This window comes from Ferribacterium limneticum (assembly GCF_020510625.1).
Lineage (GTDB): Bacteria > Pseudomonadota > Gammaproteobacteria > Burkholderiales > Rhodocyclaceae > Azonexus > Azonexus limneticus_A.
Genome location: NZ_CP075191.1, coordinates 1501478 through 1515894, shown reverse-complemented (window position 1 = coordinate 1515894; position 14417 = coordinate 1501478). Strand labels below are relative to the sequence as shown.

The following is a 14417-nucleotide window of genomic DNA, read 5'->3' as shown; positions in this document are numbered from 1 at the left end:
TCGCCTCCCTTGCGACAAAATTATTCAAGTGGCTTGATATTTTATTAATTTATTCTATAGAATAAGAAAAGCCTCTGGAGATTGCCATGTCCCTCGCCCTGAAACCCAATCCGCTCTCCGACCGATCCCGCGTTTTGTCGACGGCCGTGGTTGAAGCCGCCAGACGCCTCGGGCTGGGTTCCACCGAACTCACCGCCATCATCGGCACCAGCCAGCCCTCGGCCTCGCGGCTGCTCAACGGCAAATACTTCATTCCCGAAGGCAGCAAGACCTGGGAGCTTTCGGCCCATTTCATCCGCCTTTACCGCTCGATTTCCTCGCTGGTCGGCGGCAACGACGAACTCGCCCGCAGCTGGCTCAAGTCCGGCAACCAGGCTTTCGACAACCGCCACCCGCTGGAAGTCGTCAAACGCGTCGATGGCCTGCTCCATGTCTGTGAATACCTGGACGCCCACCGCGCTCGCGTCTGAAGCCCGGCCCTGGCTGGGCAAGGGCTGGCGCGCCGTCGAAGCGCAGCACAAAGTCGCGACGATGACGCTGGTGCACGGCGACCTCGGCGATCAATCCCTGCTTGAAGACATCCTTGAAGAAGCCAAGCCCCGCCTGCCGCGCGACGCCGAAGGCCTGCACTGGCTGCTCGCCACGCCCTTCCGCTACTGGCCGAAACCACCGGCTGGCTCACGCTTTCGGGCACGGACCGATCCCGGCGTCTTCTACGGTGCCGACGATGAAAAAACCGCCTGCGCCGAATGCGGCTTCTGGCGCCTGCGTTTCTGGCTGGACAGCGCCGGCCTGGCCGAGCGTGAAGCGTCGATTCCGATCACGCTGTTCGAATTCCACGGCAGTACTTCGCACGCCCTCGACCTCACCCAGCCCCCGCTCGTCACCGACCGCGCCAGCTGGACCGACCCGGCCGATTACAGTGCCACCCAGCAAATCGCCGGCGCCGCTCGCCAGGCCGGCGTTGAACTGATCCGCTACCAGTCCGTCCGCCACCCCGAGGGCACCTGCCTGGCCATCCTGACGCCGCAGGTCTTCAAAGGCGTCGACGAAGCCTTCCGCAACGTCCAGCACAGCTGGACGCTATGGCTCAAGCCGCCCGGCCTGACCGTCTGGCAACGCGACCTGGCCCCGGAAAGCCACGTTTTCCAGTTCGCCTGAACGCGCCTTGCGGCCACGCACCCCCGCCGGCTTGAAAACTCCTGTACATCGGTCTTTGTTAATATTCGCGGCTGACCACCCTTTCGGATACCGCCATGAAAATCGCCGACCCAACGCAAACCACACTGCTGAATGAATTGAAGCTGATGCTCGGCGAGCTGCCACTTGACGGCGCCAGCGTGCTCGAACTGGGTTGCGGCAAGGCCGATAAAACCCGCAGCCTGGCCGAAACCGGGCGCGTCAGGAATATCGTTGCGCTGGAAGTAGATCTCATCCAGCACGCCCGCAACCTGGCGGCGCCGGCCTTGCCCAATGTCGAATTCCGCCAGGGCGGCGCCGAGGCCATTCCGGCCGCCGACAACAGCTTCGACATCGTGCTGATGTTCAAGTCCCTGCACCATGTTCCCGTCGAACAGATGGACCAGGCTTTGAAGGAAATTGCCCGCGTGCTCAAACCGGGCGGCCTGGCCTGGATTTCCGAGCCGGTTTACGCCGGTGACTTCAACGACATTCTTCGCCTGTTCCACGACGAAAAAGTGGTCCGGGAAAAAGCCTTCGCCGCCGTCAGCCACGCGGTCGAGCAAGGTTTACTGGGGCTGGAGAAACAGTATTTCTTCAACACCCGCAGCCAGTTCGATGATTTCGAGCAATTCGACGCCAGAATGATCCGCGTCACCCATAGCAACCACCAGCTTTCGCCGGAACTCTACCAGCAGGTTCGGGCGCAGTTTACGGCCCACCTGACCCCGGAAGGCGCCACTTTTCTCAATCCGCAACGGGTGGATTTGCTGCGCAAACCCTGATCCGTTCAGCGACGCGTCGATTCGAGCCAGCTCAACAGCTTGCTGAAAAGCAGGTCCGGATTGACCGGCTTGCCGATGTAGTCGTTCATCCCGGCGGCAAGGCATCTCCGCCGGTCTTCCTCGAAAGCGTTGGCCGTCATGGCCAGGATAGGCGTATCGACATTGAGCGAGTCGAGGCGGATCGCCCGGGTGGCATCGACCCCGTTCATTTTAGGCATCTGCATATCCATCAGGATCAGTGCGTAGCGGTTTTGCCTTGCCAGCGCCAGCGCCTCGACCCCGTCGTTGGCGACATCGACGAGCAGCCCGACATCTTCAAGCAGGCTGCAGGTAACCTCCTGATTGACCGGTTCGTCTTCCGCCATGAGTATGCGGCTGCCAGCATGGCTGGCCAGCAACGCGACATCGGCGGGCAAGCCGCTGCCCGCGTCGGCCAGCCCGGCCTGGCCCCCCTTCGCCAACTGCATGCTGAAGCGGAATGTGCTGCCCTGCCCCGGCATGCTCTCCACGCTGATCTCGCCGCCCATCATCTCGACCAGCCGCTTGCTGATGGCAAGGCCCAGACCGGTACCGCCATACTTTCGCGTCATCGAACTGTCGGCCTGCTCAAAAGCTGAAAACAGTCGCTTCTGGTCCTCCGCGCCAATACCGATCCCGGAATCCCTGATCTCGCAGCAAAGGCGCACGCGATCAGCCGTTTCGTCGAAGATGCGGGCAAAAACGACAATCGCGCCGTGCTCGGTGAATTTGACGGCATTCCCGGAGAGATTCAGGAGAACCTGGCCGAGCCGCAACGGGTCGCCCGACAACGGCAGCGTTCGCAGCGAATCCGGCACATCGAAGCGCAGTTCAAGAGACTTGTCCGCCACCTTGTTGCCGATCAGCGCCTGGAGATTTTCCAGAACCTCCCCGAACTTGAAATCGATCTGCTCAAGAGGCAGGCGCCCAGCCTCGATCTTTGAAATATCGAGAATGTCGTTGATGACCCCGAGCAGGTGTTGTGATGAATGGTCGATGGTTTCCAGCTGATGGCGCAGTTTCGGATCACTGACCTGACGCAGCGCAATGCCGACCATGCCCATGATGCCGTTCATCGGCGTGCGCAGTTCATGCGACATATTGGCAAGGAAGGTGCTCTTCGCCCGGTTGGCCGCCTCGGCGGCATCCTTGGCCACGGAAAGGGCCGCAGTGCGCTCGTCGACCAGTTCCTGCAGGTGCTGCCGGTGCCGTTCGAGTTCTTGTTCAGCCGCCCGGCGCTGGGTAACGTCATGGCCGATACCCAAGATACCGATCAGCTTTCCCTGGGCGTCGCGCATCGGGATTTTCGTGGTTTCGAGCAATTCCTGATGGCCATCGGAGGCAAAAGCGATTTTTTCCTCGTTGATCGATGGTCCGTCCTTTTCCATGGCCCGGCGATCATGCATCCGGAAGAAATCCGCCATTTCCCGGCTCACGAAATCGTAGTCGGTCTTGCCCAGAATCTCCGCTTCGCGGGCACCGAAAAACTGCTCGAAGCGCGGATTGCAGCCGAGATAGACCCCTTCCGGGCTTTTCAGCCAGATCAAATCCGGCAGCGTGTCGATCAGCGCCCGCTGAACCGCCCGTTCATGGGCCTGGATCGCTTCAGCCTGACGCTGGAGGCTGATATCCCGCACGATTTTCGACACCCCGACAATATTTCCGCGTCCGTCGCGGATCGGCGAAATGGTGGCTGAAATGTCGACTCGCCGACCGTCCTTGCACAAGCGCACGCTTTCAAAATGCTTGACCACCTCGCCGCCCTGAATTCTCGCCAGAACGAGGCTTTCCTCACCCAGCCGTTCGGGGGGAAGCAGGACCTGCATCGTGTTGCCGATCATTTCGCCGGCGCTGTACCCGAACATGGCTTCCGCCCCGGGATTCCAGATCGTGATGATCCCATCGACTGATTCGCCGATGATGGCGTCCTCCGATGACTGGATGATCGCGGCCCCCGCCTGCAATCCCTCGTTGGCCTGCTGCAGGCGCAGCTTGGCAAGCCCCATTTCCCCCATCATCCTGGCCAGCCGGGTGAAAAACGCCATCATCGACTCGACCTGTTGCTCGGAAAAAGTCGGTACCCGATTCAGCGCATCGAGATAAGCGACCTGCTCAAACCCGAATTCCCGGGCTTGCTGCTGGAAATAATTCCTGTCCGGCGTTCCGAAGAAAAACTGGCCGGTGAAAAAGTTGGCAACGTGCTCGCCACCGATGATGATGGGAACCGCCACATCCACCAGGCCGTTCTTGCATTTATAGACGTTGTAGGGTTCGCCATGCGCCAGCTTTCCGGCCAGAAGCGTATCGCTCTCCCGGCAGCGTTTCGCCGTCAGCGGGTTGACTCGATGGAAGCGGGAGCAGATGTCCTGCCACCCGGTAGACACCAGGATCTTGCCTTCGAGATCGAGGAGCGCCGTCACCGCCCCCGTGACTGCCGTATAGCTCTCACACAGCCCTTGAAGCTCGCTGATGTCGAGTAGATCGGTGAGTTTTACCACTGTCTCTGCCACCCATATTGCAGCGAATTATTCTTGTTGTTCAACATCGAAAGGCTCCCTTGGCGTAACGATACCGCGTTGGAGCCTGACTGTGTTGAGCGCGCCAAGCTGGCATCTGGCCCGGCCGGACAGCTCATATTCACTATGAATGAAGGGGCGGCTGCTTGGCCGAGCTTGCCGACAATAAGCCCTGAATTCCGGCGTCATGCCTGGCGACAGGCGGCCACCAAGAGAAGACCACGATATTCCGTGGCCTGGCTGGCGATTCAGCGGTGGCCGGGCCTTATTTCTGGCCGACGGACCAAACGAAGGACTGCACGTCGATCAGGTCGCGGGGCATCATGCCTTCTTCGAGCAAATTGGTGCGGACGTAGCTGTAGAGCCGCAGCACCGCATCGTAGGTTTTCCAGTTCGGCTCCGGCTTGTAGCCGATTCGCCAGCAAAGCGCCTTGGCCGAATTCTGGATCGCGGTAGGTTTGAGGTAGGCATGCTGCCGCGGGAAGCGAATGAAACTGAAGAGCGTCGCAAACTGCCATTTGTTCAGACGCAGGATGCCCAGGGTACGAAGAAAGTGCTTGAAGCGGGCTTCCTCTGTTTCGCTGCCATAAAACAGGTCGGCCAAGGCCAGCGCAAACATCTTTTGGCTCGCCGGCAGATCGAGGGCATCGTGCAGAACCTTGCGCTCGCTCTTCGTCAACAGGTTGGCGGTCGACTCGACGTGCCGGGCGCGATCACAGACGGCTTCAAAGCTGCCCGCCTGAATAAGGCTGGAGATTTCTTCCTGGCTCAGTAACTGGGCACAGAACTTGTTAGCACGACTGCAGGCATCGCGTGTCGCCTTGATGAAGGCAGCGTCCTCGAAACCATCCGGGTAGGTCTCCGCGAAGCGTTCGATCGCCATCGGGAGCGTCACGAAGCCATCGTTGGCAATTTCCGATGTCTCGATCAGATTATCGAGAAGGCGGTGTTTCGAGGCGGCCCCTTCGGCTTTTTCAAGCTGGATGAATGACCGCGACAGTTTTTTGCGGCCGGCGCCGACAAAGAACACATCAAGATTTTCGGGGGTTGCGCTGAGCACCTTCCCGAGTCCCCATTCCTTCTGGTTTGGGTGCATCACACGATCGCCTGAGGTTAGGGTGCTCATCTTGCTCTCCGCTTGTTCCGGAAAAAGCGGTCAATTTTATCACGCACTCCGGGCTTCCGTCCCCGCGAGGGGAAAACCAGCGCCATCGATCGAGAAAAACCTCTCCCGACAAGCGATCCGGCATTTCATTTCCCGCGTCTGATCTATAAACTGGTTGCGCTTATCCCATAACAATTTGGAGAACGAAACATGCAAGGTTTGTTTGAGTACAAGCTCGACGGTAACGGAGATGATCTGACTTTGGACATCAAGCTGGATGCAGTCAGCGCCAAAGCCCTTGCTCGAATTGATCGCTACATCAGCTGGTCGGATGTGCTGAAATTGACGGAGAACGATCCGGAAGCGGCCAAGGCAGCTGAACGCCTGCACACCGTATTGCAGCATTTGGGGCTGTGAGCCTCGCCAACGCTGCCTTCGGGTAATCCGGCAGCACAACTCACGGCAACAGGAGCCAGGCTTGCGCCTCAGGCTCCTGTTTCATTTTACGAAGCCGGTTTTTCCGGAGCACGGGCCGACTGATCGCCGCTCGTTCCGCCCAGCCATTTGAGCAAGGTTTCGAACAACATGCCGGGTTCCACCGGCTTGCCGATGTGATCGTTCATCCCCGCCGCCAGGCAGCGCTGCCGATCTTCGTTAAAAGCATTCGCCGTCATGGCCAGGATCGGTACTTCCTGGCATTCCGGCAAGCGGCGAATTGCCAGGGTCGCCTCTATTCCGTTCATTCTGGGCATCTGAAGATCCATCAGGACCAGGTCGTAGCGAGCGCTTTTAACCATCTCGATGGCCTGTTCTCCGTCATTGGCCTGATCGACGACCAGCCCGACTTCCGTCAGCAATTCGGTCGCCACCTCCTGGTTGATCGGCTCATCCTCGACCAGCAAGACACGGGCACCGGCATACTTGGACATGATCGTCGTTTCGGCCTGCAGCCAGGATGGCAAGCTGGCGGCCTCGACCATCGCCTCGGCTTTTTCAAGCCTTGCCGTAAACCAGAAGGTGCTGCCCGCGCCAGGCGCGCTCTCCACCCCGATCTGTCCCCCCATCATTTCGGCCAGACGGCGGCTGATCGCCAGGCCCAGGCCGCTGCCACCATACTGCCGCGTGGTTGATCCATCGGCCTGCTCAAAGGCGGTGAATAGCCTTGCCTGATCGCCAGCCGCAATACCGATGCCGGTATCACGCACCTCGAAACGCAGCAGAACATTCGCCCCCTCCGTTTCCGCCGGGGAAACCGTGACCAAAATCGCGCCTTCCGCGGTGAACTTGATGGCGTTGCCGGCCAGATTGAGGAGAATCTGGCCCAGACGCAGGGGATCTCCCTGGAATGTACAAGCGGCCAGTTCGGGGGCAATTTTGACGGTGAAGGCCAGGCCTTTCTCGGCCACCCGCGAACTGACCATGCTGCTCAGGTTATCGACGACCTCGGACAAGCGGAACGGGATGCGCTCAAGCATCAGACGCTCAGCCTCGATTTTTGACAGATCGAGAATATCGTTGATCACTCCGAGCAAATGCCGGGATGCCTGCACCACTTTCTCCAGCTGCAATTTCTGCCGGTCGTCGATCGCCCGGCGCAGGGCCAGGTCGGTCATCCCCATGATGGCGTTCATCGGCGTCCGCAGTTCGTGGCTCATGTTGGTCAGGAAAGTGCTCTTGGCCCGATTCGCCGCATCGGCTGCATCCTTGGCCAGCAACAAGGCCGAGGTCCGCTCGTCGACCATTTTTTCGAGATGATGGCGGTGCTGCTCCAGTTCCGCCTCATTCCGCTTCCGCTCCGTCACATCCCGCGAGATGCCGAGAATCTGCCGGGGCTTACCGGCCTCATCCAGCAGGACCGTAGTCACCACCTCGGTGTGGATGATGCTTCCATCCTTGCATGGCTGATCCACCTCGGTGACGGCAAAGCGCCGCGACATGTCGCCAGCCGCCAGGCGATCCAGGCTCTTTTTCAATCGTGCGTTGATCAGCTGCTCCGATTCCGGCGTGGCTGCCGCCGAGGCAGGCTGGGCCATGACTTCCTCGGCAGTCCAGCCGCGCATGCGCAGGACGGAGGGGCTGACATAGGTGAATTTCATCACCGGGATATCCATCAGCCAGATGACGTCATTGCTGTTCTCGGCGATCAGGCGATAGAGCTCCCGGCTCTTCTCCAGGGCAGCTTCTGTTTGCGCCCGCTCGACGGCCAGTTCAGCCAGGCTGGCATAGTCTTCGATCAGGGCGATTTCGTTGGCCGATGGGCTGGTCGGCTGGCGATGGTAGATGGCGAAAGTACCCAGCACTCGCCCCTCCCGGTTCTTGAAGGGCTGCGACCAGCAGGCCTGGACGCCGGCCTGTCGGGCCAGATCGCGAAAAGCGGTCCAGTAGGGATGCTGCTGGATATCCTCGACGATGACGCGCTCGCCACGATAGGCAGCGGTGCCGCAGGAGCCGACACCATCACCAAAGACTACCCCCTCAATGGCCTGGCAATAGAAATCCGGCAAGCCGGGCGCGGCGCCATGGCGCAGGCGCTTGCCGTCTTCATCAACCAGCAGGATCGAGCAAAGCATGCCGGGATGCAGCGCTTCGACGTCGAGGGCCAGATCGTTGAGAATCTCGTGGAGGCAGCCGCCTTGCGTGATCCGCTTCAAAATCTGGTTGTTCAGCAACAGTTCGCGCGTACGCCGTGCCAGTTGCTCCTCTGCCGACAGGCGAGCTGCGGCCAGGCTATTCAGTTTCAGGCGGGTCTCCGCCAGCCAGCCAATCACGCTATTTTTCGTGCCGGACGGGGCGGTGTCATCGATCGAGAAATCGCCCTTGCCAAGCCGGACAATCAGGCCATGGACATCGTCAACCGAACCGCCGAGCGTCTTGCGCAACGCCGCATAGCCTCGCCAGAGCATGAAGATCGCCGCCAGCCCGCAGACAATCAGCAAACCACGCAGCCATAGCGCCCGCTCCTCGGCAAGTTGCACCGCCCTGGACGTCCGCTTGTCGGTCAGGACACCAACCTCGCCAATGGGCTGCATGATGCCCATCTTGGCCGCGTGATAAGCCTCGTCATGCAGCATCAGGCGAGCCTTTGCCACGTTGGCTTCATGCGCCGGCCCACCCCTCTCGAACAAGCGCATGGCGTCAAATTCGATGGCGGTCAGGCGATCCGAGTTGGCTTTGGCCCCCACCAATTTGGCAAACTCATCGTCACCGAAGCCTGCCTGCTGCATCAATTTCAGCAAGGCGATGCCCTGCCCGCCATCTTCCGAGGGCTTGATCTGCCCCCCGAGGACCAGATCCCAATAGACGTTGTGATAATCCGCCGGCCGCGGCTTCCTGCCGTCGCGGATATCGAGAATGTCCTGGTAATACTGTTTGTAGATCGGCTTGCCGGTCTCGACATAGGTCCGGGCCATCCGTGTCAGATCGTCCGACGACTGGCGCAACTCGGCGGCCAGATGCAGCGACTGGTAACGCAGCTCGTTGGCTCGATCGATCTCTTTTTCGGCCCTGACATAGATGCCGAAGGCAGCGACAAGCACCACCAGCAGCAAAACAGTCAGCACCAGACTGCTTGAAAATGCGGTTTTTTTGCTGTCGAACGTCACGCCAGTCTCTCAATGCCAATAATGATGAATATTACAAAAACCTTGGAAATTATAATTCCAAGCTTGATCGAGGGGGGCAGCAATCTGATCACAAGGCTTAATGTGCGCTTAAGTTTCGTCTAAGGCCCCATTAAGACACGCTCCCTACACTGTTTTCCATGGACACCCCAAGGAGAACAAGGATGAGAACAACAAGCACTGTCGCCCTGCTGCTCGCCAGCCTGGCCTGTTACGCTGAAACCCCGCAACAGATCCGCCAGACCTACACCGCCGAAGCAGGTAGCCAGCAGGCCGGCTTCACCCCGTCGGCCAAACGGGGCGAGGCCCTGTTCCGCCAGCGCTTTGCCCTCAACGACAAGATGCCGGGCTGCACCGCTTGCCATACCGATAACCCGCTCGCTGCCGGACAACATGCGGTCACCGGCAAGACCATCCGGCCGCTGGCGGTTGCCGCCAATGCGGAACGCTTCAGCGACCCGGCCAAGGTTGAAAAGTGGTTCGGCCGCAACTGCAAGGAGGTGGTTGGCCGGGCTTGTATGGCTGCAGAAAAGGCTGATTTCGTCACTTACATGAGCGAGGTGCGCTGAAATGAAAAAACTGATTCTGCTGACCCTGCTGGCTTGCTCACTGCCTGCACTGGCTGATCGTTTGCCGATGCCCGGCAATGCACCGGCCAGCTTCAAGTCGGAATGCAGCAGTTGCCACATCGCCTATCAGCCTGCCTTGCTCGCCGCCGATGACTGGCGAAAGCTGATGGCCGGCCTGCAAGGCCACTTCGGCAGCGATGCAACGGTCGACAGCAAAACCGGGTTGGAAATCACCAACTTTCTGACGCGCAATGCTGGCGACCTCAGTCGCCTGGGCAGCGCCGGCAATCCGCCGCGCATCACGCAGACCCAGCGTTTCATCCGGAAGCACCGCGAGGTGCCGGCCAGGTTCTGGCGCGATCCCCGTGTCAAATCGGCGGCCAACTGCGAGGCCTGCCATCGTGGCGCCGCCAGCGGCAACTACAGCGAGCACGACATCGCCATTCCTGAACTGCGGGAGTAAGCAAGCATGCAAAAGATCCTCGTCTGGGACTGGCCGGTCCGACTCGGTCACTGGCTAATGGTCGCTGGTTTCAGCCTCGCCTGGCTGACCTCGGATAGCGAAACCTTCCGGCTGGTACATGCCTTTGCCGGCTCGGTCGTCATTGCCGTGGCGCTGTTTCGCCTGCCCTGGGGCTTCATTGGTTCGCGCTATGCCCGTTTTGCCGATTTCGTCCGTGGCCCGACCTCAGTCATCGACTACCTTGGCAGCCTGCTCAAATTGCAACCGACGCACCACGTCGGCCACAACCCGGCCGGTGGCTGGGCCATCATGCTGCTGCTCGGTCTCAGCATCCTGACCGGCGTGGTCGGCTGGGCGATGTACAACGAACTCGGCGGCGAGTGGCTGGAAGATCTGCACGAAGGCCTGGCGGCAACAATGCTGACGGTGGTTATCGTGCACGTCGCTGGCGTCATCTCCGGCAGCCTGCTGCACGGCGAAAACCTGCTCCGCGCCATGCTGACCGGCCACAAGCAGGGCTCGCCGGACGAAGCCATTCCCTCGGCCCGGCCGTTGGCTGCCATCGTGCTGATCGCCTGGGTGGTCGCGGCCAGCGGGTGGTTGGCTAGCTGATAGAATCCCGCCATGCGTATCCTGCTTGTCGAAGATGACCCCGAACTGGGCGACGGCCTGACCGTCGGCCTGCGCCAGGCCGGCTTTGCCGTCGATTGGCTGCGCGATGGCCATGGTGCGGATCAGGCACTACAGAGCGAGAGCTTCGACTTTGTCGTGCTCGACCTCGGACTGCCTCGCCTCTCCGGCATGGAGGTGCTTAATCGCGCCCGTGGCCGGGGGCAGGCCATGCCGATTCTGATCCTGACCGCCCGCGATGCGACCGGCGACAAGGTATCCGGCCTTGACGCCGGGGCCGACGACTATCTGGTCAAGCCGATCGACCTCGATGAATTGACCGCCCGCATTCGCGCCCTGACCCGGCGCAGCGCCGGCCGGGCCGCCCCCCTGCTGACGCATGGCGAACTGAGCGTTGACCTGGCAGCCCACCGCGTGACGCTGTCAGGCCAGGAAGTCGAACTCTCCAGCCGTGAGTTTTCGCTGTTGCAGCAGTTACTCGAAAACGCCGGCCGCGTGCTGACCCGCACCCAGCTGGAACAGTCGCTTTACGGCTGGCGCGACGAACCGGACAGCAATGCCCTCGAAGTGCACATCCATCACCTGCGCAAGAAACTGGGCAGCGAGCTGATCCGCACCCTGCGCGGCGTCGGCTACACCATCCCGAAATGAGCAACTCGGGAACGACTGTCTGGTTTTCGCTGCGCCGCCGCCTGCTCGGCCTGCTGCTCGGCGGCGTGGCGGCAGCCTGGCTGGTCACCATGGTTTTCAGCTACATCGACGCTCACCATGAGGTCGATGAACTGTTCGATGCCCAGCTTGCCCAGGCCGGCCAGACCCTGCTCGCCCTGGCTGGCCATGACGAAGGCGATGACATTTCGGATCTTGGCGATGCCGCCCACAAATACCAGCGCCGCCTGCGTTGCCAGATCTGGCGAGCCGACGGCAAGCTGTTGATGCGTTCCAACAATGCGCCGCAAACGCCCTTGACGACGGCCACCGGTTTTTCCGAAACCCGCGGCGAGGAAGGCCACTGGCGCCACTTCAGCCAGTGGAATGATGATCGCAGCCTGCAGGTTCAAGTCAGCGAAAACCACCATATCCGCGACGATCTGATCGGCCATATCGCCTGGCGCCTGCTCTTTCCGGCCCTTTTCGGCCTGCCGCTGATCGGCCTCTGGGTCTGGCTCGCCACCCGGCACGGCTTTGCTTCGCTGGATGGTATCGCCCGCCAGATCGCCAGCCGCGACCCACAGCAGTTGCAACCCTTGCACCCGGCCGCCGCGCCGGAAGAAATCCGCACCCTGCTCGAATCCCTGAACGGCCTGTTCCAGCGCGTCGAACATACGCTGGAAGCCGAGCGCCGCTTCACGGCCGATGCCGCGCACGAACTGCGTACGCCACTCGCCGCGCTGCAGGCCCAGTTGCAGGTGGCCCTGCGCGCCCGCGACGACGATGAGCGCAACCGCTCGCTGAATCAGCTGCAGAGCGGCCTGACTCGCGCCTCCCACCTTGTCGATCAGATGCTGCAATTGGCCCGCCTCGATCCTGAATCCGGCCTGCCAGATCCACAGGCAGTCGATCTGGCCGCGCTGGCCGAAGCGGTCTGTGCCGATCTCGGCCCGCAAATTCTGGCCAGGAACCTTGATTTCGATCTCGAAGCCGACCCAAACACCGTGGTCACCGGGCAAGCCGAATGGCTGCGGGTATTGATCCGCAATCTGGTCGATAACGCCGTGCGTTATACCCCGGCGGGTGGTCAGGTCCGCGTCCTCATCCGTCGTCACGGCAGCACGATCAACCTCTCGGTCAGCGACAGCGGCCCCGGCATTCCGGTTGAAGAACGCGAATCCGTCCTCCGCCGCTTTCACCGCCTGAACCAGGGAATCCAGCCGGGCAGCGGCCTGGGTTTAGCCATCGTCGCCCGCATTGCGGAACTACATGGCACGACCTTATGTCTAGATAGTTCACCTATAACCAAAGGCCTAGATGTAGGAGTACAATTCGCCGCACGCTGCACTACGGCATGACCATAGCATTGCAGCGAACGATCGGCAGCAACAAGCCGACCCGGATTCAAGCATCGGCGTAACACCAACATGAACACAGCTCAAACATTGGCCTCCCCCCCTGTTGCCACGGACACTCCGCCGGAAGGCACGCGCCGGATGATCGACGGCCTGGAGAGAGTCATGTACGACGGCTACTGGATCAAGACCTACCCGGTACCAGCCGACACGCTGGAGGCCAAGAAGAAACTGATCGAGGCGCTGACGCGACGCTTGTTCAACCACACCGAACATGGCCTGAACATTCCCGGCACCCGGCTCAGCGAAGCGCGCGAAAGCTATCAAAGCGAGACCGACCCGGCCCGCAAGCGGGTCAAGGGCGCCATGCTGGCCGGCGCACTGTTCAACCGGGCGGCCGACATTTTCCGCAAGCTGGTCGAACTGCAGGCCTGCGGCATCGAAATTCTCAGCGACAACCCCTTGATGCGCGAATGCGGCAAATGCCTGCTCGACGCCATGGAACTCGGGCGTTGCGTGCTGCACCGGAGCGGGGAAGAAGGCATCGACGAACTGTGGGGCGAACCTTTCCGTGCCTTCTCCATTCCGCTCGAAGATTTCTACGAGAGCCGTTACATCAAGATCGGTCAGACCCTGCGCGACATCGACAAGATTTCCAAGGTCATGATCGATACCTTCAGCGGCATTCCGGCCTTTGCTGAAATCGAGGGGCCGGTCTGCGACCTCGCCACCGCCGCCAAGATCAAGACTGAAACCCTGCGCACCGACAAAGACATTTTCGACGTCTGGGCCCGCATGGTCACTGCCGGCGAGCGACTGGCCGATATCGAATGGCACACCGCCCCGGGCGCCAACACCGTTCCCTTCACCTTCAACCTGCACGACGGCCTGCAACTGATCCGCCAGGGCCGCGACCTGATTTTCTACATTTCCCGGGCCCGCACCGCGATGCCCAAAAGCACCCGCGAATACATCGAGCGCTGCGCCAACTACCTGGCCACCGGCCGGGCACCACTGACCCCCTGCCATCTGCCGGCGTAGGCCGCAGCTCAGTCGTTCCCGGGCTTTTCCCGACATCCGGAAAAGCCGATAACCCGTTGCCCACCTGAACGGGCAAGCACCTGGACCGGCGGCAGAAAAACGTAAGCCCCCGGCCACATCCCGGGTGCCACACCGCCGAGTAGGTGCGACAACCCGCCCCCGTTCATCGCTTACGATTTCCCTGCAAAATGATTTCGGAATACTTCCCCAACGGCCTGGAACGCTACCTGATCGGCGGTCTGCTGTTCGGCCTGGGCAGGGGCATTTGCCCAGGCCCGGCGCTGGCCAGCATTTTTGCCGGAGCGGGCCTGCACGGCCTGTGGGTCGGGCGCCAGGACAAAAAAGTAGACTGACCCCTTCCATCACGATGGCAAGCCCTGTGGCTTTTTTACACCAGCACATAGTTTTACCATTTTTTTTACACTTACCATATATACTTTGTCGCAGCTTGGTAATATATTGCAGGGGAATAACTGGAGAATCCA

The 14417-nt window shown here is 60.7% G+C and carries 14 protein-coding genes; 11 read left to right on the top strand and 3 right to left on the bottom strand.

Features of this window, described 5'->3' with window-relative positions; genetic code table 11:
• The first annotated feature begins 86 nt into the window (after positions 1-86).
• From KI617_RS07180 to KI617_RS07170, 3 genes are all read left to right on the top strand, one after another.
• Positions 87-470: an MbcA/ParS/Xre antitoxin family protein gene (locus KI617_RS07180; RefSeq protein ID WP_226451326.1), complete on the top strand. Its 384-nt coding sequence runs from the start codon at positions 87-89 to the stop codon at positions 468-470.
• Positions 430-1161 carry an RES family NAD+ phosphorylase gene (locus tag KI617_RS07175; protein WP_226451325.1) on the top strand — a complete coding sequence of 244 codons (732 nt, stop codon included), beginning with the start codon at positions 430-432 and terminating at the stop codon, positions 1159-1161. The genes KI617_RS07180 and KI617_RS07175 overlap by 41 nt, the downstream gene beginning before the upstream one ends.
• 95 nt (positions 1162-1256) lie before the next feature.
• Complete coding sequence (locus tag KI617_RS07170) at positions 1257-1964, top strand: class I SAM-dependent methyltransferase (protein WP_226451324.1); 708 nt, start codon at positions 1257-1259, stop codon at positions 1962-1964.
• A gap of 5 nt (positions 1965-1969) precedes the next feature.
• Here the strand turns inward: KI617_RS07170 and KI617_RS07165 are convergent, their stop codons facing one another.
• Together KI617_RS07165 and KI617_RS07160 are read right to left on the bottom strand one after the other, a co-directional pair.
• Positions 1970-4480: a PocR ligand-binding domain-containing protein gene (locus KI617_RS07165; RefSeq protein ID WP_226451323.1), complete on the bottom strand. Its 2511-nt coding sequence runs from the start codon at positions 4478-4480 to the stop codon at positions 1970-1972.
• A gap of 283 nt (positions 4481-4763) precedes the next feature.
• Positions 4764-5624 (bottom strand): DUF3553 domain-containing protein, encoded by an 861-nt coding sequence (locus KI617_RS07160; RefSeq protein WP_226451322.1) that lies wholly within the window; start codon positions 5622-5624, stop codon positions 4764-4766.
• Between the two features lie 189 nt (positions 5625-5813).
• On the opposite strand from KI617_RS07160, the gene KI617_RS07155 reads away from it, so the two are divergent.
• On the top strand, positions 5814-6020 hold the full coding sequence (locus KI617_RS07155) for a hypothetical protein (RefSeq protein WP_226451321.1): 207 nt from the start codon (positions 5814-5816) through the stop codon (positions 6018-6020).
• A gap of 86 nt (positions 6021-6106) precedes the next feature.
• Here KI617_RS07155 and KI617_RS07150 read toward each other — a convergent pair whose 3' ends face one another.
• Positions 6107-9205, bottom strand: a complete 3099-nt coding sequence (locus KI617_RS07150; protein WP_226451320.1) for a hybrid sensor histidine kinase/response regulator — start codon at positions 9203-9205, stop codon at positions 6107-6109.
• Positions 9206-9387: 182 nt separating this feature from the next.
• Here KI617_RS07150 and KI617_RS07145 point away from each other — a divergent pair, with 182 nt between their 5' ends.
• From KI617_RS07145 to KI617_RS07115, 7 genes are all read left to right on the top strand, one after another.
• Complete coding sequence (locus tag KI617_RS07145) at positions 9388-9792, top strand: DUF1924 domain-containing protein (RefSeq protein WP_226451319.1); 405 nt, start codon at positions 9388-9390, stop codon at positions 9790-9792.
• 1 nt (position 9793) lies between these two features.
• A complete protein-coding gene (locus KI617_RS07140) occupies positions 9794-10255 on the top strand; it encodes a diheme cytochrome c (protein WP_226451318.1) in 462 nt (153 codons plus the stop codon).
• A 6-nt stretch (positions 10256-10261) separates the two neighbouring features.
• Positions 10262-10867, top strand: a complete 606-nt coding sequence (locus KI617_RS07135) for a cytochrome b/b6 domain-containing protein (RefSeq protein ID WP_226451317.1) — start codon at positions 10262-10264, stop codon at positions 10865-10867.
• A gap of 12 nt (positions 10868-10879) precedes the next feature.
• Complete coding sequence (locus KI617_RS07130) at positions 10880-11536, top strand: response regulator (protein ID WP_226451316.1); 657 nt, start codon at positions 10880-10882, stop codon at positions 11534-11536.
• Positions 11533-12894, top strand: coding sequence for an ATP-binding protein (locus tag KI617_RS07125; RefSeq protein WP_226451315.1), 1362 nt, complete (start codon positions 11533-11535; stop codon positions 12892-12894). The genes KI617_RS07130 and KI617_RS07125 overlap by 4 nt, the downstream gene beginning before the upstream one ends.
• Before the next feature lie 69 nt (positions 12895-12963).
• A complete protein-coding gene (locus KI617_RS07120) occupies positions 12964-13932 on the top strand; it encodes a hypothetical protein (protein ID WP_226451314.1) in 969 nt (322 codons plus the stop codon).
• Positions 13933-14120: 188 nt separating this feature from the next.
• Positions 14121-14285, top strand: a complete 165-nt coding sequence (locus tag KI617_RS07115; protein WP_226451313.1) for a hypothetical protein — start codon at positions 14121-14123, stop codon at positions 14283-14285.
• Positions 14286-14417: the final 132 nt, after the last annotated feature.

Coding starts and splice junctions, on each gene's coding strand:
- KI617_RS07120 (WP_226451314.1), top strand. CDS start 12,964: ATGAACACAGCTCAAACATTGGCCTCCCCCCCTGTTGCCACGGACACT.
- KI617_RS07175 (WP_226451325.1), top strand. CDS start 430: ATGTCTGTGAATACCTGGACGCCCACCGCGCTCGCGTCTGAAGCCCGG.
- KI617_RS07135 (WP_226451317.1), top strand. CDS start 10,262: ATGCAAAAGATCCTCGTCTGGGACTGGCCGGTCCGACTCGGTCACTGG.
- KI617_RS07130 (WP_226451316.1), top strand. CDS start 10,880: ATGCGTATCCTGCTTGTCGAAGATGACCCCGAACTGGGCGACGGCCTG.
- KI617_RS07160 (WP_226451322.1), bottom strand. CDS start 5,624: ATGAGCACCCTAACCTCAGGCGATCGTGTGATGCACCCAAACCAGAAG.
- KI617_RS07115 (WP_226451313.1), top strand. CDS start 14,121: ATGATTTCGGAATACTTCCCCAACGGCCTGGAACGCTACCTGATCGGC.
- KI617_RS07140 (WP_226451318.1), top strand. CDS start 9,794: ATGAAAAAACTGATTCTGCTGACCCTGCTGGCTTGCTCACTGCCTGCA.
- KI617_RS07125 (WP_226451315.1), top strand. CDS start 11,533: ATGAGCAACTCGGGAACGACTGTCTGGTTTTCGCTGCGCCGCCGCCTG.
- KI617_RS07145 (WP_226451319.1), top strand. CDS start 9,388: ATGAGAACAACAAGCACTGTCGCCCTGCTGCTCGCCAGCCTGGCCTGT.
- KI617_RS07155 (WP_226451321.1), top strand. CDS start 5,814: ATGCAAGGTTTGTTTGAGTACAAGCTCGACGGTAACGGAGATGATCTG.
- KI617_RS07180 (WP_226451326.1), top strand. CDS start 87: ATGTCCCTCGCCCTGAAACCCAATCCGCTCTCCGACCGATCCCGCGTT.
- KI617_RS07170 (WP_226451324.1), top strand. CDS start 1,257: ATGAAAATCGCCGACCCAACGCAAACCACACTGCTGAATGAATTGAAG.